The organism is Roseivirga sp. AWQ4_251 (assembly GCF_056158225.1).
Genome location: NZ_JBSWSW010000001.1, coordinates 899,892 through 924,734, shown reverse-complemented (window position 1 = coordinate 924,734; position 24,843 = coordinate 899,892). Strand labels below are relative to the sequence as shown.

Genomic DNA, 24,843 nt, shown 5'->3' with positions numbered 1-24,843 from the left:
CCCAAAATTAACAATTCAATTGAGGTTTTTCTTTTGTTCCACGACTTTCAATAGTTGATTTTTAAAGTCTTCCTCTTCTTCCAACACAAACTTAATGGGCACAAAATAAATCCCGAAAGACTGAAAAAGTGGATGATCCCTGAAAGGCAAAAGTCGTACCATATCCTTTTCTGTAGTTATTACTTTTAACTCAGAATTAGCTTCCTCTACCATCCAATCATGGATTGCATCTAAATCCTTTGTATTAAACCTATGGTGATCTTCAAACACAAACTCATTTTGAATATCATATTTCTTTGCCAGTTCAGCCTTAAAAACACTAGTATCTGCTATACCTGTCAGTAAAACAATCTCGTCCCCATCCAATATTTCAGTTTCGTAAGTACTGATCATTTGAGGTAAATCGTAAGCAATGGAACTAAAAAAAACAGGTTTTGAACCACTATACTTTCTCACCCTTTCAGTGATAATGGCCTTTTCAGAAGTTGCTAAATGAGAAGGACATTTTGTGATAATTATACAATCCGCTCGTTCAGCACCTTTTCTCCCCTCTCTTAATTCCCCTGTGGGAAGAATGTAATCTTCATAAAATGGCTTATCGAACTGACTTAAAAGAATATTAAAATCCCGCGCTACTTTCCGGTGTTGATAAGCATCATCCAAAAGAAAAACCTCTATGCTTTCATCTTCCATAATGGCTGAAGGAATAGCCAAAATTCTTTCTTCACCAACCACAACTTTTATGTCTTCACCAAACTTTCTGAAATATTGAAAAGGCTCATCACCTAGAGTTTCTGCCGTATCTTCATTACTTCCCATTCTATAACCTCGAGTTTTACGACCATAGCCTCGGCTCAAAGTAGCAATCTGGTAATCGTTCTTTAAAAGCCTAATCAAGTACTCAATCATGGGAGTCTTCCCTGTTCCTCCCATTGAAAGATTTCCAACGGAAATTATAACCCTATCGAACTCTGTTTGAGGCTTCTTCCCTATTTCGTATAAATGATTTCTGAACCGCATGATAGCTCCATACAGAACAGAAAAGGGAAATAATAGCCATTGCAAGAGCTTCATTGTAATCAGGTTTCTATCTTAGCCTTTTAAAAGCTGCAAATATGGTAAAAATCAAGGATATGATCGGGGCTTTGGAAAACCTTGCTCCAGCGGTATATCAAGAATCTTATGACAATGCGGGTTTGATCACAGGAGACTCCAAATGGGAAGTTTCTGGCGTGCTTTGTACCTTGGATTGTACCGAAGCCATTATAGATGAAGCCATTGCAAAAGGCTGTAACCTTATTGTAGCGCACCATCCCATTGTTTTCAAAGGGCTCAAAAAATTGAATGGCAGAAATTACGTTGAAAGAACGGTGATCAAAGCCATCAAAAACGACATTGCCATATTTGCCATACACACCAATTTAGACAATGTGCTAAACGGTGTAAACAGAAAAATTGCCGAAACTATCGGGTTAAACAACCTCCGCATATTGGTGCCTAAAAAACAACTTTTAGAGAAAATGGTGGTTTTTGTTCCTGTTGAAAAAACTGACGAAGTTTTGGATGCTCTTCATAAGGCTGGTGCTGGTGAAATTGGTAACTACTCGCATTGTAGTTTTAAGGTAAATGGAACTGGAACTTTCCTGCCCAATGAAAACGCCAATCCAACGATTGGTACTCAAAATCAATTGGAACGCGTAAATGAAAACAGGGTGGAAATTATGTACCCATCTCATTTGTCGGGAAAAATTGTGGCAGCTCTTAAGAAAAGTCATCCTTACGAAGAAGTAGCCTATTACCTAACCTCCTTGGAAAACTACAATCAGGAAGTAGGTTCAGGAATGATAGGTGAGCTGGAAAAAGAAATGTCAACCGAAGAATTTCTTACCCATCTGAAAGAAACCATGGCGTTAGAAACAATTCGATATACGGCTAAAAACGATGACAAAATTAAGCGAGTAGCGGTTTGCGGAGGCGCTGGAAGTTTTCTTTTACAAAGCGCAAAAGGCCAAGGTGCCGATGCCTTTGTAACTGCGGATTTCAAATACCACGAGTTCTTTGATGGTGAAGGACATACGCTAATTGCAGACATTGGTCATTATGAAAGCGAAAAGTTCACAAAAGAGCTCTTGCATTCATATTTGACAGAAAATTTTGCTAATATTGCAACCTATTTGTCAGAGGTGAATACGAATCCCGTAAAGTACTTCTAAAAAAACGTGAATGGAAAAGACTGTAGCACAAAAACTTGACGCCCTTACTCACCTGCAATCCATTGATTCCGAGCTGGATGAAATCAAGAAAGTAAGAGGAGCGCTTCCTGATGAAGTAGCCGACCTTGAAGACGAGATTGCTGGGTACCAAACCAGAATAGATAAATTTAAATCTGAGGTTAGCGAGTTAGAAGCTAATATTAGCGACTACAAAACCCAGATCAAGAACTCTGAAGCACTTATTAAGAAGTACGAAGAGCAGCAGATGAACGTACGTAACAACCGTGAGTACGATGCCATCACTAAGGAAATTGAGCTTCAGAACCTTGAAATTCAAATCTCTGAAAAGAGAATCAAAGAAGCATACGCTAAAATCGAGGCTAAAAATGGAGAAATCGCTAAAACTGACGAAGAATTAGGCGAAAGATCTAAAGACCTTGACAACAAAAAGAACGAGCTTGAAACTTTGACTAAAGAAAGTGAAGATGACGAGCAAAAACTTTTGAGCGACAGAGAAAAGGCTGCTAAGGAAATTGAGGAGAGACTTTTGAACTCTTACAACAAACTTAGAGACAACGCTAGAAATGGTTTGGCTGTAGTTCCAGTAAGCCGTGGTGCTTGTGGTGGATGTTTCAACATCGTTCCTCCACAAAGACAAGCAGACATTCGTGAGCGTAAGAAAATCATCGTTTGTGAACACTGTGGAAGAATCCTTTCTGATGTTACTGACGAGATTGTTAAAGAAGAAGAAAAGCCAAAAAGAAGCAGAAGAACTGTTAAAGCTAAATAAGCTTTTGGCAATGTTACGATATTCAAGAAAATGGATAGGCCTTTCGGTTTATCCATTTTTTGTTTTTACACTTTTCTGCAATACGGTTTTTGGGCAGTCAAAAACTGATAATCAAGCCTATCAAGCAGCCTTAAACCTCGAATTTGAAAAGGCCAGAGAACTTTCTTCCTCCGCAACAGACATTCCTTACTTCAACCTTTACATTCAAAACCTGAACGATGTTCTAGAACTCATTTTCAATGGAAATAAAGAACGCTATGAGCAGCTTTCTTCAAATGAAGATGAGCGTTTGAGTTTTCTAGAAGATCAACCAGAATCTGCCTATAGAAATTTCTTTCTCGCTGAAATTAAACTTCAGTGGGCCTTTGTTAGGCTCAAGTTTGGTTATACATGGAATGGTGTCTGGAACTTGAGAAAAGCCTATAAACTCACAGAAGACAACATTGAAGCCTATCCTGATTTTATTCCCAATTACAAAACCATGGGCTTACTACATGTGGTTTTTGGAGCGGTGCCCGATGGACAAAAATGGGTACTGAATATATTGGGGCTCGAAGGCAATGTCAGTCAAGGCTTAAAAGAATTAGAAAAACTTTCGGAATCCAATAGTGATTTCACAACAGAAACTCGATTGATTTCTGCGCTTACCTTTTGTTACTTACTAGAAAACAATGAAAAAGCTCTAGCTCAATTCCAGAACTTCAGTAAGCCTCTAAAAACCAAGGTCGAAGTTTATGCTGAAGCATTGGTTTTGATGAAAGCGCATAAAGCTCAGGAAGCTGCTCAACTTTTAGAGTATACGCTAGAAAATGAAAATGAGAAAAATGCAGGTCAAAACGCACTCTTCTATTATGTTTTGGGAGAAAGCCTTTTTCAAGGAGGAGAGTATTCAGAAGCGCTTTCTTCCTATCAAGCTTTCTTGAACGCGTTCAAAGGCCTGAATTACAGAAAGGACGCATTGCTGAAAATAACTCTTTGCCATTATCATTTAGGTGATCCCGAAGCTTTTCAAAAAACTTGGCAACAGGCAAAAAATTACGACACTGGCGACACAGAAGCTGACCGAAACGCGGAGAAGATTCTTAATGCCGAGAAAACCAACTTTGAGCTGCTGAGCATTCGCTATGCTATTGATGGCGGCTATTTCACAAAAGCTGCAGAAATCATTAAGAGTTCTCAACACGTCAGCATTAACCCAAAAAGAAAAGCTAGAAGTTGAATACCGAAAAGCCAGAATGGCGCAACTTCAAAAGAAAAATATCCAAGCTTTACGGTTCTTCAAAAAGGTGATTGACGAGAAAGAACATCTTCAAGGGTCTTATTTCGTTCCTAATGCCTACCTGCAAATGGGTTATATCTATGTAGAATTACAAAAATACGAAGAGGCCACCAGCATGTTTAACGAAGTGCTGGCATTCAAAAAACACCCATACAAAAACAGCTTGGATAGCAAGGCCAAAATTGCCCTAAAAACTATAGATGACTTAAATGACTAGTGTCATTATAATTATCTAAAACGAACATGCTGCCTGTGTAGGTGAGTTCATAAAGACCCAAATTATGATGCTCGAAGTAGTCCATTCCGCTCAAAGGATAATTAAGCATTATGGCCAACATTAACCTCATGGCTCTTCCGTGCATGCAGATAAGAATTGTATCCTCATCTTCCTTCGCCATAATGTAATCGAGGCCCTTTCTTAAACGTTCAGCCAATTGATCTGGACTTTCGCCTCCCTCAATGGCCAAATGCGTTTCGCCTTTTTGCCAACTGCTAATCATATTGAAATAGTAAGCGTTCTGCTCAATGCTTACCACTTCACCCTCATGTACTCCCCAACTGATTTCATCGATTTCAGGAAGGCTCTCATAATTCAAACCAGCTTCAATAAAACCTTCCATTGACTGGTAGGTTCTTTTTAATGAAGAAATATACAGCTTATCGAAAGGCACATCTTTAAACCGAGCATAAAATGCTTTGGCTTGCGCTCTTCCGGTATCATTCAAGTCAGAGTTTACACCTCTACCTTGTACAATGCCTCGAAGGTTAAAATCTGTTTGCCCGTGACGTGTAAGGTATATTTTTTTGGTCTTCAATTTTGTTCTATTTTTGCCCGATTCAGGCGCAAATCTAGAAACTAATTCATAACCATCATGTTTCAACCCGGAGTTAATATGGAATCTGCAAACCAAATGGGCCAAAATACAATGGTCGATCATTTGGGGATTGAAATCACCGAAATCGGTAGCGATTTTATGAAAGCAAAAATGCCGGTAGATCATCGCACTAAACAGCCGTTGGGTTTGTTGCATGGAGGAGCTTCAATGGCCTTAGCCGAAACGCTAGGCAGTTTTGCAGCGCATTGTACTGTTGATTGGGAGAAACAATATTGTGTTGGGCTCGAAATCAATGGCAATCATATAAAATCAGTACGCGAAGGCTGGGTATATGCCATAGCAAAACCTCACCATATTGGGCGGAAAACCCAAATTTGGGAGATTAAGATTACAAATGAAGAAGGTGCCTTGGTATGCATTAGCAGAATTACCATGGCCGTGATGGACAAGAAGTAGTATGAAGCAAAATCAAACGGAAACTATAAATGTTGATTTATCTGCTTTTGAAAAAAACCAGATAATGGCCTCTGCACTCAATACAGCCTATGCACGAAATCTACCAATGGCTGTTTGGAGGTTACCCAACCAGAATGAGATCAACTTGATGGTTTCATTTGAAAACGTCCGTCAAATTGAAAGAATTGATTTACAAGAATTACCCAAAGGTTTTCTCTTCTCCCCTTTCGATCATTCTGAAAGAAAAAGCCTTTTTATAAAAAGTGATATTCACCTGTCTTTCGATTTTGAAGAAGTCGTAATTCACCCAACAGAAGAGGGTGCTTTTGAAGCTCAGCAGACATCCTTTTTACAAGATGTTTCTGAAGGAATTTCTTCAGAAAAAGCACCTCAATTTCACATTAAGCCTTTAGCAAACAGCAACACCATCAGCTATACCAATTTGGTCGAAGCTGGCGTTGAGGCAATTAAATCTGGTGCATTCGAAAAAGTAGTTCCTGCAAGAACAAAGCAAATCAAACTTCAATCTGGCTTCAACATTATTAGCCAGTTTATGGCCCTTTGCCAAAAATACCCCAATGCATTTGTGAGCATTGTTTCTACTCCTGAATCGGGAACTTGGATGGGCGCCACACCAGAACTTCTTCTAGGAGTAGATGGTGACATTTTCCATACCGTTTCTTTAGCCGGAACCCAACGAAGAGACCCTGAAAAACCTTTGAGCGAAACGGCTTGGATGCAAAAAGAAATTGAGGAACAGGCTTTGGTAAGCCGATACATCATCAATTGCTTCAAAAAAATACGCTTAAGAGAATACGAAGAAAGAGGACCAAAAACTGCTGTTGCTGGCAACCTACTTCACCTCAAAACAGAATTTAAAGTAGACATGAAGTCTACCAATTTCCCTGAACTTGGTACCATAATGTTAGAATTACTCCATCCCACTTCGGCCGTGGCAGGCATGCCAAAAGATTCGGCCTTGGCTTTTTTAAAAGAAAACGAAGGTTTCGACAGAGAATACTACGCTGGTTTCTTGGGGCCTGTTCAAAATGAAGGAAAAACACAGGTTTTTGTAAACCTCAGATGCATGCAATTGTTGAATAATAGTGCTATTCTGTATGCAGGAGCTGGAGTCACGCAAGACTTTAACCCTCAAAAAGAATTGGAAGAAACCGAACTGAAATTCAATACACTTTTAAGTTTACTGAATCCCGAAAATTGATACTGCAACACATCTACGATATAGCCTCAATTTGTGCGGCTCATGGCATTGAGTCAGCCATCATTTCCCCTGGCTCAAGGTCTGCAACTTTAACTTTAGCTTTTGTTCGCCATCCCGATATAGAAACCAAGATTGTCCCTGACGAAAGGTCTGCTGCCTTTATCGCCATGGGAATGGCCCAACAACAAGGCAAGCCTGTAGCTCTGATTTGCACTTCGGGTTCTGCAGCGTACAATTATGCTCCGGCTATTGCCGAAGCCTTCTACCAAGAAATTCCGTTGCTAGTATTAACCGCTGATCGTCCTCCTGAATGGATTAATCAATATGATGGACAAACCATTCAGCAATCAGGAATTTACGGCAAGCATGTTCGGGCTTATTATGATTTGCCAGTAGATGCCTCGCATCGTGATGCAAAATGGCAATGCAACAGAACCGTAAATGAAGCTGTAATTACGGCTACCAACAAAAAAGGGCCTGTGCATATCAATGTACCAATCAGGGAACCCTTCTACCCCGATAGCAACGAGGTGGTGAGTTTTCCTGAAGTCAGGATTATACAGAATAAGAAACTCGACTTTAACATAGAGCATTTCGATTGGATACGACTTGGCAGAGCTTGGCAAAAGCACAAAACCAAAGCCATTGTAATTGGTCAAATGGAGTATTCTAAAGCCTTTTTGAATGCTTTATACAAGTTTACAGAAAAGGCGGGTGTGCCTGTGATTGCCGATGTGATTAGCAATCAGCAGGATTTACCAGGCGTTATTACCCATCAGGATTCATTTTTACAGCCTCAATTGAACACAGACCATAAAGAAATGGCTCCTGAGCTTTTAATTACGGTTGGAAAATCTTTGATGTCGAAAAGTTTGAAACTGTTCTTAAGAAACAATCCTCCACAAGAGCATTGGCATATAAGTACATCTTCTCAACTCAATGACACTTTACAAAATCTCACTGAAGTAATTCGCTTAAAGTCAGAGATGTTCTTCAATGAGTTTGTTCGCTATATAGGTGGCAAAGGTGATTTCAACTTTTTGAATGCTTGGCAGCGAGCCGACCAGCAAGTGATTGAACAGCAGGATAAGTTTTTGAAGCAACGTAAATTCAGTGAGTTTCAAGCGTTCAGTTGTGCTTTAGAGCATTTACCTAACAAAACCTTGGTTCATTTAGCCAATAGCATGTCGGTACGTTACGCGAATGTACTTGGAGTGCCTAAAAATAAGAGCCTCCAAGTTTTTGCAAACAGAGGCACTAGCGGAATTGATGGCAGCAACAGCACGGCTGTTGGAGCGGCTTTAAGCCAAAAAAACCTTGTCACTCTTTTTACGGGCGACATGGCCTTTTTCTACGACAGAAACGCATTCTGGCACAATTACAATCTGAAAAATCTTCGACTAATTGTTTTCAACAATCATGGAGGTGGTATTTTCAGAATGATTGATGGACCAAAGAGACAGCCTGAACTTCAGGAATATTTTGAAACCAAGCAAAAACTTGATGCAGAGAATACAGCTCGTGATTTTGGATTTGAATATGTTTGTGTCTCTAATTTAAAGGATTTGAAAGAAGAACTTTCTTCCTTTTATCAAGCTTCAAAAACTGCCAAAATTCTGGAAATCCAAACCCAAACTGAGCGAAACACTGAAGTTTACAACGAATACAAAAGACAGGTTTTAGAGAGCTTTAAGAAGAGTGAGTAAAATAACTCACTCCTTTTCTCTTGTGTGGATATAATCAATAGGCATTAATTCACCTACTTTTTCGTATCCCCAATATTCTCCAACAAGAAAATCAAGCGGATTATATATATAACCGTTGCTTTCAAATTCTATATAGGTTTTGCCTTCTCTTAAAAAGAGAACCGAACGCTGTCTATTTCCTCCTGAAAAAGATGAAGGCGATCTAAAATCTCTTGAAGGAGACAAAATATCTGGAGCTTCTCTGGTGTAGGTAACATATAGAATATTCTCAAATTCTAAACGCTTGGAGTTTGAAGTTTGCCCTGGTTTTACAAATTGGTTGAGATCAATTTTATTTCTATCTAAAAACCGCTTGCCATCAACATCTCTACCCATTTGAACATAAAAACCTTCATCATCCAACTTCCCGCTAAACAAGCTGCTAAAAAAGTGGTCAACAGAACCATTATAAGCTATTTCCCTATTATCCAACCACCTGTTTCTTGGGCCTTTTTCTCGCAATTCTTCAAAAGAAGGGAAACCCCAATATGAAGTATATCTTTCATTATAGTAAACCTTATAACCTTCAAGAACATATTTAAGTCTATAACCGAGCGACTTATTCTCTATGATTAATGGCTCGTTTGCAAATGCCTCAAAAACATTGTTCTCCTTATCGAAGTAAAAATCTATGGCCTCTTCATTCACGATTTTACAACGTTGGGCAAAAATGGAAGTGCCTAAAAATCCCTTTTTAAAATCCTCAAGATTTCTTCTCCACTCATCATCCTTTTTTGCAGTAACAACTACGCCCGACAGCTGTCGAGTTTCCGGAGTCAATTGTACATCTATATCGATGGTTTTAAATTCAAAAAACTGCACAGACCTCACATAAGTCTCATAAGCAGCGAATTTCACAATAAAATCATAAGACCCCTTTTTCGGAATGATCAACTCAAAATCACCATCCTTATTGGACACGGTACCTATCGTTGTATTAGCCAAGAAAACAGAAGCGAAAGGCAAAGTCTCGCCTGTTTCGGCATCGGAAACTGTTCCTTTTATAACGTATTGCGTGCTTTGAGCATTGATCTTTATCGCAAAGGCGAGCAGAAACAAGAAACTTAGAATTTGAACTCTAAACATAATAAACTAAAATTGGCCTATGAGCGGCACAGTGATTTGGGATAGTACAAAAAAACATTTTTCAAAAGCTTCAGATCAACAAAAATCGAGCCGTGATCTCTCCCTTATTTCTTCTTTCAAGTTTATAGAAGAATGGCTTTCCGACCAACCCAATTTTCAACAAAAAACCTCTGGATCTACTGGCCAACCCAAAATAATTTCGATCCAAAGGAATCAAATGGTCGCGAGTGCACAACGAACAGGGCAAGCTCTAAAACTTGCTGAAAACACAACAGCGCTGCTATGCATTAACCCTGACTTTATTGGTGGAAAAATGATGATCGTCCGTGCTATTGAATTGGGTTGGAAATTGATACATATTCCTCCATCCTCAGATCTTTCTGCTCACTTAGATATTGATCAAAAATTTGACTTCGCGGCTATGGTTCCTCTTCAAGTAGAAAACCTATTGAATAGCGAAAAAGGAATAGCCATCCTCAACAACGTTTCTAAGCTTATTATCGGTGGAGCGAGTGTAAGCCAAAAGCTAGTGGAGAGACTTCAAACCATAAAAACGCAAGTCTTTAGTACTTACGGCATGACAGAAACCGTCTCTCACATTGCACTGAAAAGACTTAATGGAGCAGAAAAAAGCGACTTTTTCGAACTACTACCTGGTGTTGAAGCCAAGTTAGATCAGCGTGATTGCCTGGCCCTAAAAGCGGATGTTACTCAAAACGAATGGATACAAACTAATGATGTGGTCAATCTTAAAGGCGAAAAATTTCAATGGTTAGGCAGAGCAGATTTTGTCATTAACTCTGGTGGTATCAAAATCCACTTGGATCAATTGGAAGAAAAAATAAAATCGTTGCTGAATACTGATTTAGCACTCATTAAAACCCTTCATGAAAAGTATGGGGAATCCTATGCTGCGGTGATTGCCTCTACCAATTTAAATCTTTCAGAAGATGAAGTTCTTTCAAGACTCAAATTAGAGTTGCCCAAATACCATGCTCCTGCTAAAGTTCAAATCTTAGAGAAACTTCCGTTAACTCCTTCAGGAAAAGTAGATCGGCAAAAGATAAAATCTTTGCTCTAAGCTTCAATTAATTTACCTTGGAACCAGAATCCTTTAGTTTAATAACTTCTTGTTGAAGCTCCAAAACTATTGATTTTAGCTTTTCAAAGTCCATGTCGTCTTTTGAGTATTCCGGTAAATCCATGCTCAAATATGCTTTGGCTTCCCATACCTCGATAACATCATTCACATCAATATCATAAGGTGAATATGCTTTGTTATCAGAGACCAAAAAGAGCTTTCCGTTCTCATTGGTATAATCGAAAACCCGTTTATAAACCACACCTTCTTCCCTAGAAAGAATCACATAGCATCGACCATTTTTAATCTCCCTCACATCATCCAAATACTTACCGATCACTATGGTTCCAGGCTTCAAAGGCAACATAGAATCTCCTGTAATTTCGAATGCTCTATACGTACCAGATTTCGGCAAATTAGGCAGCTGAAACTTGGGCAAATCTCCTAAATATTCAGGATCGGCATAGCCATTTAAATAACCTGCAGAGGCTTTTTGAGGAATTAGGTCAATCAATTCTTCATTATCTTGATCTACCGTAATGGACAAAATTTTAGATGAGCCTTTTTTAGGAGCAACTAGCTTTTGAATTTGCTCAAGAGAAGAGCCTGAAAGGTCTTTTGAAATCAATAAGTCCACCTGCACGCGAAAAACCTTCGACATGTTCAGTAAATTGTTTAGGCGAGGGTCTGCCCTACCTTCTTCATAAGCACCAACAAGCGAACGCTTAATATCAATCTTTTCAGCAAAATCAGCTTGTGTCCAACCTTGGAGCTTTCGCAGGTGTTTAATATTATCAGAAACTATGCTCATCCTAAAAAATTTAGACAACAATATTACTAATTATTTTAGACCGAACTCTATTTAATTTTACTTAAAATGTCAGCTATTTTTTGGCACAATCTTGGTTTAGAAAAAGTTGGTCAAACGCTTCAATCATGAAAAAATTATTTTTTGCGCTTACTATTATAGCGCTCTCGCTGCCCAAAGTTCAGGCTCAATCAACACTAGGTTTTAGTATCAACGGATTTCTTCCTACAGGCGAACTAAGAAACGATTCTCCAGAAATATGGGGAGGCGGTTTTAGTACCGATGTTGCTGTTCAAATCAGAAACTCACCAATCCATCTCGGTGGAATTTTCAGCATGACAAGATATGGGTCAGAAGTTCGCGAAGGTTATCACGGCCCCGACTTGGGAGATGTTCGAGTAAGAAGGAACAACAGTTTCGCCAACCTTAGCGCTCTTCTTCGCATTAAACCGCCAACCAAAATTGGTGTTCAGCCTTATATTGATTTCACTACTGGACTGAGCTACATCTATACGGTCGCCAGTTTTCGTGACAGTGCATGGGATGAACCTTGGGATCGGGTTTTAGATCAAGATGATTTTGTACTGAATTACGGTTTGGGTGTTGGTTTAGAGGTTTACCTGAATGATTACTTGAGCTTCGATACTCATTTACGATCCACGATTTCCAACCGAGCTCAATATTTAACGCCCCAAAGTGTATTTTACGATCATGAAAATGAATGGTACGACATGACTGTTCGTGATTCAAGGTTCAACTATCTCACTTTTGGTATTGGCATTAAAGTACTGCTCTCATATGTAGAAGATTAGTATTCGTAACCATTCATACACCAAAGAGAATACTTCTTAGAAAACGATATTGTCCGATTGATAGAAAAAAGTTAGCTTAACTCAACATCATTCAAACAAATTTCTAATCTATGAATAACACTCAAAAAATCAAGTTCGGAACCCTGAGCTTGGTGATGGTGCTTATGCTAGTATCTTCTTTTGCCTTTGGGCAAAAGGTAGATATGGAGCTTTTCAAAGATATGAAAGCCCGTAGTATAGGCCCAGCCGCCATGAGCGGTCGAATAACCGCGATTGACGTGGTAGAAAGTAATCCTCAAATTATTTATGCTGGAGCCGCTTCAGGAGGCCTTTGGAGATCTACCGGAGGTGGCCTTGACTGGGAACCTCTTTTCGATGACGAAAGAGTTTTAGGCATTGGCGCTATCGAAATTTATCAAAAGAATCCTGATATCATCTGGGTAGGTACAGGAGAAGGAAATCCAAGAAACTCTGTAAGTGGTGGATATGGCGTTTACCGTTCTTTAGATGGCGGAGACACTTGGGAATTGATGGGGCTTGAAAAAACAAGAAACATCTACAGAATCTACATTCATCCAGAAAATCCAGACATCGTTTATGTAGGAGCAATAGGTTCTCCTTGGGGAGAACATGAAGAAAGAGGTCTTTATCGTACAAAAGATGGAGGTAAAACCTGGGAGAAAATTCTTTACACCAACAATTTGAGCGGTGTGGCCGATATGATCGCAGACCCTTCAAACCCTAACAAAATTTTTGTTGCCATGTGGGAACACAAAAGATGGCCTTGGTTTTTCAAATCAGGTGGTGAAGGTTCTGGGCTATACGTTACTTATGATGGTGGTGATAACTTCAAAAAGTTATCTTCAGAAGATGGCCTTCCGAAAGGCGAACTCGGCCGAATTGGTTTAGGAATTTCAAGAAGCAACCCTAACTACGTTTATGCTTTAATCGAATCAAGCGCCAATGGACTTTATCGCTCTACCGATGGTGGTAAATCTTGGGAATTACGAGGTGCTTCTGCGAGCACAAGAAATATAGGGGATCGTCCTTTCTATTATGCAGATATTCACGTTGACCCGAAAAACGAAAATAGAGTTTACAGCCTTTACTCAAGAGTTTCTCGTTCTGAAGATGGCGGTAAATCTTTTGAAGAAATCCTGCCATATTCAGGAGTACACCCTGATCACCATGCACTTTGGATTCACCCAGAAGACCCTTCTTTCATTGTTGACGGAAACGATGGCGGTTTGAACATTACTCGCGACATGGGCGATACTTGGAGATTTACCGAAAAACTTCCAGTAGGTCAGTTCTATCATGTAAATGTGGACAATGAAATGCCATACAATCTTTATGGTGGCATGCAAGATAACGGTTCATGGGTAGGCCCGGCTTATGTGTTCAACTATGCTGGCATTCGAAGCTCTGATTGGCAAGAACTGAGTTTTGGTGATGGTTTTGATGTTGCCCCAATTGAAGGTGATTCTCGCTATGGATATACCATGTCGCAAGAAGGAAACGTAAGCCGTTTTGACAAAGTGAGTGGTTATGCGAAAACAGTAAGACCCACTGAGCCTGATACTGCTACAGAACTTAGATTTAACTGGAATGCGGCACTTTCAACAGACCCTCATGATCCAAATGGAGTGTATTTTGGCTCTCAATTCTTGCATTACAGCACCAACCGTGGTGATGACTGGACCATTATTTCTCCAGATTTGACCACAAACGATCCTGAAAAGCAAAAGCAAAACGAAAGCGGTGGACTTACAATTGATGCTACTGGCGCAGAGAACTTCACCACCATTTTGGCAATTGCTCCTAGTCCACTAGACAAAAACGTGATTTGGGTAGGCACTGATGACGGAAACGTTCAAGTAACAAAAGATAAAGGTGGAAACTGGGAAAACGTTGCCGCTAAGCTACCTGGCTTGCCTGCTGGCAGCTGGATTCCACAAATTCGCGCTTCTGATTACAATGCTGGCGAAGCGTTCTTAATCGCTAACAACTACAGAAGAAACGATTTCTCTGCTTATGCTTATCACACCACCGATTACGGCCAAACTTGGACCAGAATTGTGGATGACAACGATGTATTCGGTTATACTTTATCCATTCTTCAAGACCCAGAAGAGCCAAACTTGATTTTCTTAGGAACTGAAAACGGGCTTTATGTGAGCTTCGATAAAGCACAAAACTGGAACAAATGGAATCACGGATACCCATCTGCTTCTACTATGGACCTTGCTATTCAAACGAGAGAAAACGACTTAGCTATCGCTACTTTTGGTAGAGCCATGTATGTTTTGGACGATATCCGTCCGTTGAGAGCCTTTGCAGCTCAAGGAATAGACAAAGTGAAGAGCTCTGACATTGTAATGTTCGATATTCAGGATGCTTACCAGATGACCTACCGCCAACCAGCGGGCATGAGATTCCCTGCAGATGGTGGACCATACGAAGGTGAAAACAAATATTTAAGCGCTGCCAATGTAAAATTCTGGGTTAGAAATGACGAGAAAAAAGACGAAGTTTCTGATTCGAAATCAAAAGGCAAGAAGCGTAAAGGCAAAACTGAAGAAGCTCCTGCAGAAACAAAGGAACTACCTACAAAGGTTAAAATGACAGTTCTGAACTCAGCTGGAGACACAGTAAGAACTTCTACTTCAAACATTAAAAAAGGAGAAATCAACACGGTGACTTGGGGATTGGATAGAAGAAATCCATATCCAACAGTTGGTGGTGGAGGCCGAGGATTCGGTGGTTTTGGTGGAGGCTTCGGTGGCGGAGGCAACCAAAACAGAGAACAATCTGCTGGTTCGGCTCTACCTGGCACTTATAAAATAGTGTTAGAACTAGGTGACCAACAGGTTTCTAAAACTGTAACTGTTCACCAAGACCCAAGAATGGAAATCAGCCTGAGTGAGCTTCAAGCCAACAAAGCTTTTGAAGATGAAGTATTGAAAATGGCGCAATCATTCTCTGAAATTACTGACAGGGTAAGAAAGGCTGATGACATTATTGAGAAAGTTGAAGCACAAATCAAAAATGCAGACAGCAAAAATCTGAAAGAGTTAAAAGAGGCCTTGAAAGCCGTGAAAGAAGAATTTGAACCTGTTCAAAAACTCACTACTGGTATTCAAGGCCCTAGAGGTCAAGCTGTGGTAAGAGAATCAACCACAACTGCCAATAACTGGATTCAGCAGGCTCGCAGATACAACAACTCTCGTATGGGTGCTCCTGGACCAAACGAGAAAAACTTGTTAGAAAATGCTCAAAAAATGATGAATCTGACGATTGAAAAAGCTAACGAATTCTTCCAAAACGATTGGCCGAAATTCAAAGCTGTTTACGACAAAACGGATTTAAACTTCTTTGAAGATTTCTCTAGTCCAATCAAGAAATAACAACTAGCAAATCACTTATCAAAGGCCATCGGAAACGGTGGCCTTTTCTTTTGCTCCACATCAAAACAGGCTGGATAAACGGCCAAACTTTTTACCTTGTGCTAATTTTCAATATAAAAATGAGACTCATCAATGCGAGGCTCAACCTTAACCACGACCAATGAAAAGAAGAGATTTTGTTAAAAGCAGCTTTGTTGCTGGTTCTGGAGTATTTTTCATTAACTCTACGCTTGGCAACCTTGCCGACACTTTAACTTCCCCTCAAAACTTAGAAAGTCTTTATAAAGGTTTTCAAAACCCTCCGCTAAACACTCATTTGTTCGTAAGGTGGTGGTGGAACGGCAACCGTTTAGCCGAAAAAGAAATTCTGAGAGAACTCGATGTAATGAAAGCCGCAGGCATTGGCGGAGTAGAAATAAATCCTATTGCCTTCCCGGGAAGTACCGATCCTGTTGGCTACAAATCGCTCACCATTTTTGAGAAAGATTGGCTAGAAATACTTCAAGTGGCTTTGAAGGGAGCGAAAGAACGAGGCATGACCTGCGATATGATTGTAGGTTCTGGCTGGCCTTTTGGTGGTGAGTTTCTTGAAAAAGATCACCAAACCCAAATGGTGACCATCGGAACCGTTGATTTAAAAACAGGCAGCCATCAACTTAAAGTAAAGGAACTACTCGATGCTGTTGACCCTGCGCTTCATTCTAAAAACAAAACGGTTTATAAAGAAATCATAATGGCTAGGTTGGCTCCTAAACAAGCCAGTAAGTTTACTGAAGGTGTTGACCTGACTCAAAACATTCAAGATGAAACTCTTTCAGTGGAAGTACCTTCAGAAAGTGTACTTTATTATGTAGTTAAATTGACGGGCTACATGGCTGTAATCAATGGTGCCCCTGGAGCAGCCGGCCCAGTATTGAATCATTATAGTAAGCCTGCCACTGAAGCTTATTTAAATAGGATTTCGAACCTAATTACCGGGCAAGTTGGTGATATGGGCCAATACATCAGAGCGATGTTTTGCGACAGTATGGAACTAGAAGGCGCCAATTGGAATGATGATTTACTTGCTGAATTCGAAAAAAGGAGAGGTTACTCACTTCTACCCTATTTGCCATTTGTGTTGAAAAAAGTTGGCCATATGGGCAACCCTTTAAACGAAGAATACGGCACACAATTCCCAGAAGAAGTGATCGATCAGATTAAACGGGTAGACCTTGATTACTACAAAACGCGTATCGAGCTATTCAAAGAAAGGTTTATAGACACATTTAATGATTGGTGTCACGCCAACCATGTTAAATCCCGAATGCAAGCTTACGGCCGAGGAATGCATCCGTTGGAAGCCAGTATGTCCATAGATATCCCCGAAAGTGAAACTTGGCTTTTCAAAGATGTTGGTCGCGAATACCCTGATACTGGGCTTAGTGGCCGAGCACCCCGAATGTCGAATAAATATGTTTCTTCTGGAGCTGTTTTGGCAGGAAAGAAAATTGTGAGCTGCGAAGAAATCACAAATACGGAAATGGCTTTTATGGCCACGTTGGAAAACATCAAAGTAGCTGGCGATCAGAGTAATATCTCCGGTGTTACGCATTCTATCTTACATGGCTTCAATTACTCCCCACCTGAAGCAAAATTCCCTGGATGGATTAGATACGGAGCCTATTTCAATGAAAGGAATACATGGTGGCCGTATTTCAAAAATTGGGCTAATTACAAAGCCAGATTCTCCTATTTTCTTCAGAACACAACGCCTCAGGCTAACGTGGCAATCCTTCAACCATTAACAGATTTATGGCTGAAATATGGGCCGCAACGCGATCCATTTCCTCAAAAGTGGTATCCAGAATACCAAAACAATATCTGGGAAGCCATTCAACAAAACGGAGGAGGCAGTGATTATGTGAGCGAACATATTATTCAGAATTCGCAATTCCGTAAAGGTGAAATGCATTACAACCAACGTGCGTATCGTTGCATTCTTTTGCCAGAAATTGAAACGCTCACTGTTGCTACGGCAAAGGCTTTAATGGCTTTCGCTAAAACTGGTGGAAAGATTGTCTTTATTGAGAAAAAACCATTCAAATCCACTGATTTTCTCAATGCCTCACAAAGTGACCTTGAAGTTAAAAACCTGATAAATAATCTGTTAAAAGAACACTCAGCAAACACCGTAATTTACCCTGCGCCCAAAGAAGATATTATTGGATGGTATAAAAAACTTCAAACAGAATTAAACATTCTGCCTTACATTAAATTGAATAAGACTCACAAATATTTGAGCCAAGGAAGTTATTTAGCTGATGGCAAGCCTGCATTTTTCTTAGCTAACACCAGTCTTTCGGAACACATCTCAGTAGAAGCAGATTTTTCTGTAGACAAGAATCTTTACCCACATTTATGGGATTTAGAAACAGGCAAAAAATGGCTCTACCCTACCGCCAAGGCTAACAATCAACTCAAATTGGAATTGCCCAAAGCTACTTCCCTACTTATTGTATTCGAAGAAAAAGCGAGCGGTGAAGTCTATAGCCCATTCAACTTCAGCCAAAAAGGAAAAACGATAGCAGGTGCATGGCAATTATCGCTGAACCATATGGACGGCAGCTCACAAAACATCGATTTCTCTGAACTAAAAGATTTGATTGAAGATCCCAAAACCAAACATTTTGCGGGAGAAGTGATTTATAAAAAGACCTTTGAGGCCAATAGAAATGAGTTCTCACAAATAGATTTGGGCAATGTTCAAGGGGTTACAGAATTAACCTTAAACGGAAAAAACCTGGGAACTCGTTGGTATGGATCACATAGCTATAATATTGCAGAAGCACTTAAAAGTGGCACGAATCAACTTGAAATCAAACTGACAACCATAACTGGAAACTACATGAAGAGCCTTGAAGATAATCAAGTGGCACAAAATTGGACGAGGCATCAATCGTACTATCCAATGGGAATTATTGGTCCCGTACGTTTAATTTAGAAGTACAATCTTTTTAAAATTAATACCGAGTCAGTGTAAACATTAATTTCGCTTCTCGTTGTATAGTTGTTAACACCATTTTAGATATTATAAAACCGAACCATGGCAAAAATCTTAATCATAGATGATGAACAAAGCATCCGCAGTACACTCAGAGAAATTCTAGAATACGAAAACTATAGTGTCGATGAGGCTAAAGACGGAGAAGAAGGACTTAAAAAGTTAATTGCTGATGGTTTCGACATTGCGTTATGCGATGTGAAAATGCCAAAAATGGATGGTATCGAACTTTTGGAACGCGTTCAAATGGCTGGAATTGACACTCAATTCATCATGATTTCGGCCCATGGTACCATTGAAACAGCTGTGGACGCTACCAAAATGGGTGCCTTCGATTTTGTTCCGAAACCACCAGATTTGAACAGGCTTTTACTTACGGTAAAAAATGCCTTAGAAAAGTCTTCTCTGGTTACCGAAACCAAAACACTTAAAAAGAAGCTCTCTAAAAAATACGAAATGGTAGGCCGATCGCAAGCCTTAAAAGATGTGATCGAAATGATGGACAAAGTTGGTCCAACAGACGCTCGTGTACTCATCACTGGCCCTAACGGAACAGGAAAGGAGCTTGTAGCCAGAGGAATTCATGAAAGAAGCAATAGAGCAAAGGCGCCTTTCGTAGAAGTCAATTGTGCTGCCATTCCAGCAGAACTCATAGAAAGCGAACTTTTCGGCCATGAAAAAGGCTCATTTACTTCTGCCCATAAACAACGAATTGGAAAGTTTGAGCAGGCCAATGATGGAACGCTCTTTTTAGATGAAATCGGGGACATGAGCCTTTCAGCACAAGCTAAAGTATTGCGCGCGTTGCAAGAGCACAAAATCAACCGAGTGGGCGGAGACAAAGACATCAATGTGAACGTACGCGTATTGGCTGCCACCAATAAAGATTTGAAAGCTGAAATTGCAGAAAATCGCTTCAGAGAAGATTTATACCATCGTTTGGGAGTAATCCTTATTCAAGTTCCGGCCTTAAAAGACAGGAAAGAGGATATCCCTTTGTTGGTTGATAAATTTTTGGAAGACATTGCCAACGAGTACGGCAATAAAAAGAAGCAAATCGATGATGATGCAATCGAAGAACTTCAAAAGTATGATTGGTCAGGAAATATTAGGGAATTACGAAACGTTACCGAACGATTGGTAATTATGGCTGGAGATGTAATCAATCAGCAAGATGTAAGGAAGTATCTGATTTGATCAGAATCTTCCTTCTTGCTTCTCTTTTTTGTATTTCATGTCGGCCTTAGTGTAAGCAGGACATGGCTGCTGAACACAAGAAGAAAGACCAAGAATTAAACCAGCAAGAAGAAGAGCTAATACTTTGAGTTTTTTCATCACAACTATTTGAGTAACAAAAATATAAATTTTTAAAATTTTTCAGCAGATAAACTACAACAATCTGTGTCAAAACGATTGTGTATGTAGATTATTATTATGTAACCAGTCAGAGTACCATAAGGTTACAGCCTCTGATATCGGAATTATCCATTCGCCCTAAAACCTCAAATCCCCCGGTAGAGTGAGTTTTTCCGATGTCTTTGGTTTCAATAAAACTACAGGTGTCCACGTTTGCCAAGTCAATGATATTCATTCCCCCACTTTTCAATGTATCTGAAAGAAAGAGTGGATCGTTGATATCACGAAGCAAAACCTTCATGGATTTTCCTGAGAAAAAGATGCCGTCCTTAGGAGCATAAGCCTGGGAAAACAGTTCTGTCATACCATATTCTGAATGAATAGCATCGACTTGAAAAGCAGCTTTCAGCACATCGTGAACTTCGCTTCGCACCATTTCTTCCTTTCTTCCTTTCATTCCACCAGTTTCCATAACCATCAACTCTGGAAATGGGAAGGCAAACTCATCCACAAAATCAAGTAATCCAAAAGTCACTCCCAGCAGAAGCGTTTTCTTCCCTTCGGCTTCGCAACTTTTTAAAGTCTCAGCGAGTTTATCGAAGTCGTTCAGAAAAAAACCAGAGCGGTCATCTTCTGAAATCTCAATAAACCTTTGTGCCATGGCCACCAAACTGGAATTTCCTCTTTCTAAGTAAGAAGGTAAAAGTGCCAAAACCGTGAAATCCTCAATCTTCCCATAGCGCTTTTCAAAAATGGAAACCGCCATTTTCAAATAGAATTCCTCATCAGCCACATAATGCTTACTTGTAACCTGGCCAGTGGTGCCGCTGCTTTCGTAATATTTTTGGGGATTCCAACTTCCCGACTGAATCTTGTGCCTTTTAAAGAACTCTATGGGCAAAAAAGGTATTTGTGCTACGGCATCAATTTCATTCCTTTTTCTTCCCAAATGATCGACAAACGAACGATACAATGGATTGTAATCATACTGATAGCGAAACACATCGAGAGCCAAATCATCAAAGGTTTGATCCTCTACATAAAAAATCCGCTCGTATAAACTTTTGCCAAAAATCATTCGTTATTCAATCGGTCTTAAGCCCTTTAGGGCAAATATGACTATAATTGTATTCAGTAATAAAATCGGATGGCTTTAAGTTTCTCAAAACACTCAAAATTCTATCTATCGCTGATCTTTTTAGGAGCAGTCACTAGCTGTTTCCGTCCACCGGAGTTTCCCAAAGAACCTTCCATCAGCTTTGAAAATGTAGAATTTGAAGAAGTTATCGACATTATTGGAACTGCGGGCGTTGAAGTTCGCTCGGGTGTAATCAGGCTTTCTTTTAACGTAACCGATGGAGATGGTGATATTGGTTTTGACGGTGGTGAGACTGGGCCAGACTTCGACTTTGTTTACAACAACCAAGGGAAAATTGTTCAATATGGCGAACGACCTGAAGATCCTCCTTTCACTTGTATCGACTATTTGAGAGAAGAATTGGAAGGCGACAACGGTATTGATTATAATAATGACGGAGACGCGCTGGATACCTTGAGAAGGACTTTAAATGAAGATCGTTTTAACTTCTTCATCAACTTTTATGTGAAGAAAAACGGTCAGTTTGAAGAGCTTGACTTTCGCAGATTACCATTGGCCGCCAATGGAGAAACTTACTGTGGTGAGGTTCCATTCGACAGCCGGATCCCTTGCCTTTCTAACGAAGACAATCCGTGTATTGACCTGAAAGACAACCCTGGGCCGATTGAAGGAATTATCACTTATGAAATGAAATCTGGTTTATTTCTTCCCACTTTCAGAACGGACACCATAAAGCTTCAATTCCAGATGCAAGACAGGGCTCTGAACAAGAGTAATATTGTCGAAAGCCCCGAGTTCACACTTCAAAGCGTCAAAATAAACGACTAGTACAAGGAGTAAAATCTCCTTTCAATTTATTTCGGCCTACATTTCATCGAATTATCTTCTAACTTGTATAGCATAACAAATTTGTGCTATGGCTAAGTTTACGTTAGAAATTAATCAAAAGAAATATACGGTCGATGCCGACCCTCAAACACCTTTGCTCTGGGTAATTAGGGATGAAATTGGCTTGACTGGAACGAAATACGGTTGCGGAATCGCTCAATGCGGAGCCTGCACCATCCACTTAAATGGCAATGCAGTGCGTTCTTGTGCCATTCCAATTTCAGGAGCTGCAAATCAACAGATTACGACTATAGAAGGTCTTTCCGAAGACAATTCTCACCCTGTTCAAAAAGCATGGTTAGAAGTACAAGTTCCTCAATGTGGCTACTGTCAATCAGGGCAAATCATGTCGGCTACAGCGCTGCTAAAAGCCAATCCCAACCCAACAGATGATCAAATCGATTCTGCAATGGCGGGCAATATTTGCCGCTGTGGAACCTACACGCGTATCAGAAAAGCAATTCATTCAGCCTCAAAAGAAATGAACCATGGAAGCAAGTAAAATCAACAGAAGAAGATTCCTGAAAATTTCGGGGCTTAGTGGAGCAGTATTGGCCGTTGGATTCGAAACGTTGGCTTTCGGAGAGGAAGTGTCTATTAAAAAGCTAATGGCAGAAGACCTTGTAGAAGGAACTTCCCTTAATCCTTTTGTAGTCATAAGCGAAGACGGGACAATTTCCATCATGGCACATATTCCCGAATTAGGGCAAGGCATTTTTCAGGGATTACCTGCGGTAATTGCTGAAGAGCTGGATGTAACAATGGATCAAGTTACCATTGTAAAAGCCAGTGCACTTAGAAAATATGGCCAGCAATCCATTGGAGGTAGCCGAAGCATGCGCACTCTTTTCACTCCTATGAGAACTTTAGGGGCCGCCACAAGAGAAGTATTGATAGAAGCTGCAGCAAAAAATTGGGGAATTGATAAAAACCACTGTTATGCGAAGGAAGGAAAAGTTTTCAGAAAAGATACTCAAGCTTCAATTCCATATGCAAAGTTGGTTAAAACGGCTTCTACGTTAGAATTGCCTAAAAAGCCAACCCTTAAAGCCAAATCTGATTTCAATATTATTGGAACTGCAACGGAAAGGCCAGACCTAAAAGGTAAAGTAAACGGCACGGCTGACTTTGGTATGGATGCAAAAACCGAAGGTATGCTTTATGCTACAGTGGAACGCTGCCCAACACTTCAAGGCAAAGCGGTCGGCTATGATAAAGCTGCGGCAATGGCTGTTGATGGCGTAATTGATGTAATGGAAGTTACACGGACTGTTTACGGCAAAGCCAATACTGGAATCGCAATAATCGCGAAAAACCACTATGCGGCTTTACAAGGCAGAAAAAAGCTGAATGTAAAATGGGATAACGCTGAATTTCAAAATGTAACCACGGAAAGTTTATTCGCCCAAATGAATGAGCTTTCCAAATCAGAAGGTTTGGAACATTTCGAAAAAGGCAACTTCAAAGAAAATTATGCTTCTGCGGCTAAAACCTTAGAAGCCACATACGAACTCCCCTACCTATCTCATTCATGCATGGAACCCATGAACGCCACAGTTCATGTAAAGCGAGATAATACGGTAGAAATTTGGGCTTCGAGCCAAAGTCCTCAGGTGCAGCGACAATTTGCGAGAGAGTTGGGTATTCCAGACGATCAAGCTGAAGAGAAAATCAAAGTGCATATGCCGTTTATGGGCGGTGGTTTTGGCCGAAGATCGATGAACGATTCGCTGGAAGAATGCTTTCAGATTTCGAAAGCCTTACGGAAACCAATAAAATTGATTTGGACCAGAGAAGATGATACTTCACAAGGCCCTTTCAGACAAGGCACCGTTCATGGCTTTAAAGCTTCTTTTAATGCAAAAGGAGAAGCTCAGGGAATGCAACACAAAATGACAAGCCAGGCCATTACTACACAAGGTCGCCCTGCTAATGGACGCATTCCTTTTGAGGTAATGGAAGGCATAAATACCCACTACGAATTTGAGGATTTATCCGTGCGTTACAACGAATTCCAAAGCCAAGTCCCAATTCATTGGTGGCGTTCGGTTTTCGCATCTACCAATGGGGTAGCTCACGAAGCTTTTGTAGATGAAATTGCTATCATGGCCAGCAAAGACCCTCTTCAATTCAGAAAAGAGAAACTGAAAGCTGAGCCTCGATTTGTAAAAGTGTTGGAAAAGCTAGAGCAAGAATCCAATTGGAATCAAAAGTTACCTGAGAATGAAGGCAAAGGGGTGGCCATTGTGGAGAGCTTCGGGACCATTGTCGCGCATGCTATTTTCTTGAAAAAGAAAAACGGAAAAGTAACCATACCCAAAGTGATCTCAGTGGTAGACTGTGGTATTTATGTTAATCCTGATCAGGTAAAAGCCCAAACCGAAGGGAACATCATTTTTGGTTTAACAGCTGCTTTGAAAGACCCAATTACCTTTAAGAATGGTGCTGCGGAACAAAGCAATTTCCATAACTATCGTATGTTAAGGATTAACGAGGCTCCTCGCGACATTCAAGTTCATTTAATGGAAAATGATATTGCTCCTGGCGGTGTTGGCGAACCTGGTTTACCGCCTATTGGATCGGCACTTCTAAACGCAGTGTACGATTTAACCGGTAAGCGAATCAGAAAATTACCTTTCGATTTACAAGAGATTTAGAATACAAAACAGGTTGTTTTAAAGCTGGATGAATTGATGCTTCTGAATTCATTTTGGGAACATCA

Annotated in this window: 21 protein-coding genes; 15 read left to right on the top strand and 6 right to left on the bottom strand. The window is 40.2% G+C overall.

The window, feature by feature from the left end; translation table 11 throughout:
- Positions 1-15 precede the first annotated feature (15 nt).
- Complete coding sequence (lpxK, locus tag ACXACJ_RS04250) at positions 16-1,074, bottom strand: tetraacyldisaccharide 4'-kinase (protein ID WP_475133031.1); 1,059 nt, start codon at positions 1,072-1,074, stop codon at positions 16-18.
- A 41-nt stretch (positions 1,075-1,115) separates the two neighbouring features.
- Between lpxK and ACXACJ_RS04245 the strand changes: the two genes are divergently transcribed.
- From ACXACJ_RS04245 to ACXACJ_RS04230, 4 genes are read left to right on the top strand one after another with little or no spacing between them, the layout of a single operon-like run.
- A complete protein-coding gene (locus ACXACJ_RS04245) occupies positions 1,116-2,213 on the top strand; it encodes a Nif3-like dinuclear metal center hexameric protein (RefSeq protein WP_475133030.1) in 1,098 nt (365 codons plus the stop codon).
- 10 nt (positions 2,214-2,223) lie between these two features.
- Positions 2,224-3,003 carry a zinc ribbon domain-containing protein gene (locus ACXACJ_RS04240; protein ID WP_475133029.1) on the top strand — a complete coding sequence of 260 codons (780 nt, stop codon included), beginning with the start codon at positions 2,224-2,226 and terminating at the stop codon, positions 3,001-3,003.
- A gap of 10 nt (positions 3,004-3,013) precedes the next feature.
- Complete coding sequence (locus ACXACJ_RS04235) at positions 3,014-4,222, top strand: tetratricopeptide repeat protein (protein ID WP_475133028.1); 1,209 nt, start codon at positions 3,014-3,016, stop codon at positions 4,220-4,222.
- 16 nt (positions 4,223-4,238) lie between these two features.
- Complete coding sequence (locus ACXACJ_RS04230) at positions 4,239-4,499, top strand: tetratricopeptide repeat protein (protein WP_475133027.1); 261 nt, start codon at positions 4,239-4,241, stop codon at positions 4,497-4,499.
- Here ACXACJ_RS04230 and ACXACJ_RS04225 read toward each other — a convergent pair.
- Positions 4,477-5,097 carry a histidine phosphatase family protein gene (locus ACXACJ_RS04225; protein ID WP_475133026.1) on the bottom strand — a complete coding sequence of 207 codons (621 nt, stop codon included), beginning with the start codon at positions 5,095-5,097 and terminating at the stop codon, positions 4,477-4,479. The genes ACXACJ_RS04230 and ACXACJ_RS04225 overlap by 23 nt on opposite strands.
- Positions 5,098-5,175: 78 nt before the next feature.
- Between ACXACJ_RS04225 and ACXACJ_RS04220 the strand changes: the two genes are divergently transcribed.
- Genes ACXACJ_RS04220 through menD form a run of 3 tightly spaced genes read left to right on the top strand, consistent with a single transcriptional unit; the run spans position 5,176 to position 8,502 of the window.
- Positions 5,176-5,574 (top strand): hotdog fold thioesterase, encoded by a 399-nt coding sequence (locus ACXACJ_RS04220; protein WP_475133025.1) that lies wholly within the window; start codon positions 5,176-5,178, stop codon positions 5,572-5,574.
- A gap of 1 nt (position 5,575) precedes the next feature.
- Positions 5,576-6,796 (top strand): chorismate-binding protein, encoded by a 1,221-nt coding sequence (locus tag ACXACJ_RS04215; RefSeq protein WP_475133024.1) that lies wholly within the window; start codon positions 5,576-5,578, stop codon positions 6,794-6,796.
- Complete coding sequence (gene menD / locus ACXACJ_RS04210) at positions 6,793-8,502, top strand: 2-succinyl-5-enolpyruvyl-6-hydroxy-3-cyclohexene-1-carboxylic-acid synthase (RefSeq protein ID WP_475133023.1); 1,710 nt, start codon at positions 6,793-6,795, stop codon at positions 8,500-8,502. Before ACXACJ_RS04215 ends, menD begins: the two co-directional genes overlap by 4 nt.
- A gap of 6 nt (positions 8,503-8,508) precedes the next feature.
- On the opposite strand, the gene ACXACJ_RS04205 is transcribed toward menD, so the two are convergent.
- Complete coding sequence (locus tag ACXACJ_RS04205; RefSeq protein ID WP_475133022.1) at positions 8,509-9,627, bottom strand: carboxypeptidase-like regulatory domain-containing protein; 1,119 nt, start codon at positions 9,625-9,627, stop codon at positions 8,509-8,511.
- 19 nt (positions 9,628-9,646) lie between these two features.
- Here ACXACJ_RS04205 and ACXACJ_RS04200 point away from each other — a divergent pair, with 19 nt between their 5' ends.
- Positions 9,647-10,708 (top strand): AMP-binding protein, encoded by a 1,062-nt coding sequence (locus ACXACJ_RS04200; protein ID WP_475133021.1) that lies wholly within the window; start codon positions 9,647-9,649, stop codon positions 10,706-10,708.
- Between the two features lie 7 nt (positions 10,709-10,715).
- Here the strand turns inward: ACXACJ_RS04200 and ACXACJ_RS04195 are convergent, their stop codons facing one another.
- On the bottom strand, positions 10,716-11,519 hold the full coding sequence (locus ACXACJ_RS04195) for an XRE family transcriptional regulator (RefSeq protein WP_475133020.1): 804 nt from the start codon (positions 11,517-11,519) through the stop codon (positions 10,716-10,718).
- A 125-nt stretch (positions 11,520-11,644) separates the two neighbouring features.
- Here ACXACJ_RS04195 and ACXACJ_RS04190 point away from each other — a divergent pair, with 125 nt between their 5' ends.
- From ACXACJ_RS04190 to ACXACJ_RS04175, 4 genes are all read left to right on the top strand, one after another.
- Positions 11,645-12,328 carry a hypothetical protein gene (locus tag ACXACJ_RS04190; protein WP_475133019.1) on the top strand — a complete coding sequence of 228 codons (684 nt, stop codon included), beginning with the start codon at positions 11,645-11,647 and terminating at the stop codon, positions 12,326-12,328.
- 110 nt (positions 12,329-12,438) lie between these two features.
- Complete coding sequence (locus tag ACXACJ_RS04185; protein WP_475133018.1) at positions 12,439-15,735, top strand: WD40/YVTN/BNR-like repeat-containing protein; 3,297 nt, start codon at positions 12,439-12,441, stop codon at positions 15,733-15,735.
- A gap of 160 nt (positions 15,736-15,895) precedes the next feature.
- Positions 15,896-18,718 carry a glycosyl hydrolase gene (locus tag ACXACJ_RS04180; RefSeq protein WP_475133017.1) on the top strand — a complete coding sequence of 941 codons (2,823 nt, stop codon included), beginning with the start codon at positions 15,896-15,898 and terminating at the stop codon, positions 18,716-18,718.
- A 102-nt stretch (positions 18,719-18,820) separates the two neighbouring features.
- Complete coding sequence (locus tag ACXACJ_RS04175; RefSeq protein ID WP_475133016.1) at positions 18,821-19,975, top strand: sigma-54-dependent transcriptional regulator; 1,155 nt, start codon at positions 18,821-18,823, stop codon at positions 19,973-19,975.
- Here ACXACJ_RS04175 and ACXACJ_RS04170 read toward each other — a convergent pair whose 3' ends face one another.
- Positions 19,976-20,113, bottom strand: a complete 138-nt coding sequence (locus tag ACXACJ_RS04170) for a hypothetical protein (protein WP_475133015.1) — start codon at positions 20,111-20,113, stop codon at positions 19,976-19,978.
- A gap of 109 nt (positions 20,114-20,222) precedes the next feature.
- The gene (locus ACXACJ_RS04165; RefSeq protein ID WP_475133014.1) at positions 20,223-21,212 is read right to left on the bottom strand and encodes a LuxE/PaaK family acyltransferase; all 990 of its coding nucleotides are present in this window, start codon (positions 21,210-21,212) and stop codon (positions 20,223-20,225) included.
- Positions 21,213-21,281: 69 nt separating this feature from the next.
- Here ACXACJ_RS04165 and ACXACJ_RS04160 point away from each other — a divergent pair, with 69 nt between their 5' ends.
- The 3 genes from ACXACJ_RS04160 to ACXACJ_RS04150 all read left to right on the top strand — a co-directional run bounded on the left by ACXACJ_RS04160 (position 21,282) and on the right by ACXACJ_RS04150 (position 24,778).
- Positions 21,282-22,061 (top strand): hypothetical protein, encoded by a 780-nt coding sequence (locus tag ACXACJ_RS04160; protein ID WP_475133013.1) that lies wholly within the window; start codon positions 21,282-21,284, stop codon positions 22,059-22,061.
- An 88-nt stretch (positions 22,062-22,149) separates the two neighbouring features.
- Positions 22,150-22,623 (top strand): (2Fe-2S)-binding protein, encoded by a 474-nt coding sequence (locus tag ACXACJ_RS04155; protein ID WP_475133012.1) that lies wholly within the window; start codon positions 22,150-22,152, stop codon positions 22,621-22,623.
- Entirely contained in the window at positions 22,610-24,778 is a 2,169-nt protein-coding gene (locus ACXACJ_RS04150; protein WP_475133011.1) for a molybdopterin cofactor-binding domain-containing protein, read from the top strand. Before ACXACJ_RS04155 ends, ACXACJ_RS04150 begins: the two co-directional genes overlap by 14 nt.
- Positions 24,779-24,843 lie beyond the last annotated feature (65 nt).

Bases quoted from the DNA above. Each gene is read 5' to 3' on its own strand.
- lpxK (WP_475133031.1), bottom strand. From the start codon at position 1,074: ATGAAGCTCTTGCAATGGCTATTATTTCCCTTTTCTGTTCTGTATGGA.
- ACXACJ_RS04245 (WP_475133030.1), top strand. From the start codon at position 1,116: ATGGTAAAAATCAAGGATATGATCGGGGCTTTGGAAAACCTTGCTCCA.
- ACXACJ_RS04240 (WP_475133029.1), top strand. From the start codon at position 2,224: ATGGAAAAGACTGTAGCACAAAAACTTGACGCCCTTACTCACCTGCAA.
- ACXACJ_RS04235 (WP_475133028.1), top strand. From the start codon at position 3,014: ATGTTACGATATTCAAGAAAATGGATAGGCCTTTCGGTTTATCCATTT.
- ACXACJ_RS04230 (WP_475133027.1), top strand. From the start codon at position 4,239: ATGGCGCAACTTCAAAAGAAAAATATCCAAGCTTTACGGTTCTTCAAA.
- ACXACJ_RS04220 (WP_475133025.1), top strand. From the start codon at position 5,176: ATGGAATCTGCAAACCAAATGGGCCAAAATACAATGGTCGATCATTTG.
- ACXACJ_RS04215 (WP_475133024.1), top strand. From the start codon at position 5,576: ATGAAGCAAAATCAAACGGAAACTATAAATGTTGATTTATCTGCTTTT.
- ACXACJ_RS04205 (WP_475133022.1), bottom strand. From the start codon at position 9,627: ATGTTTAGAGTTCAAATTCTAAGTTTCTTGTTTCTGCTCGCCTTTGCG.
- ACXACJ_RS04200 (WP_475133021.1), top strand. From the start codon at position 9,647: ATGAGCGGCACAGTGATTTGGGATAGTACAAAAAAACATTTTTCAAAA.
- ACXACJ_RS04195 (WP_475133020.1), bottom strand. From the start codon at position 11,519: ATGAGCATAGTTTCTGATAATATTAAACACCTGCGAAAGCTCCAAGGT.
- ACXACJ_RS04190 (WP_475133019.1), top strand. From the start codon at position 11,645: ATGAAAAAATTATTTTTTGCGCTTACTATTATAGCGCTCTCGCTGCCC.
- ACXACJ_RS04185 (WP_475133018.1), top strand. From the start codon at position 12,439: ATGAATAACACTCAAAAAATCAAGTTCGGAACCCTGAGCTTGGTGATG.
- ACXACJ_RS04180 (WP_475133017.1), top strand. From the start codon at position 15,896: ATGAAAAGAAGAGATTTTGTTAAAAGCAGCTTTGTTGCTGGTTCTGGA.
- ACXACJ_RS04175 (WP_475133016.1), top strand. From the start codon at position 18,821: ATGGCAAAAATCTTAATCATAGATGATGAACAAAGCATCCGCAGTACA.
- ACXACJ_RS04170 (WP_475133015.1), bottom strand. From the start codon at position 20,113: ATGAAAAAACTCAAAGTATTAGCTCTTCTTCTTGCTGGTTTAATTCTT.
- ACXACJ_RS04165 (WP_475133014.1), bottom strand. From the start codon at position 21,212: ATGATTTTTGGCAAAAGTTTATACGAGCGGATTTTTTATGTAGAGGAT.
- ACXACJ_RS04160 (WP_475133013.1), top strand. From the start codon at position 21,282: ATGGCTTTAAGTTTCTCAAAACACTCAAAATTCTATCTATCGCTGATC.
- ACXACJ_RS04155 (WP_475133012.1), top strand. From the start codon at position 22,150: ATGGCTAAGTTTACGTTAGAAATTAATCAAAAGAAATATACGGTCGAT.
- ACXACJ_RS04150 (WP_475133011.1), top strand. From the start codon at position 22,610: ATGGAAGCAAGTAAAATCAACAGAAGAAGATTCCTGAAAATTTCGGGG.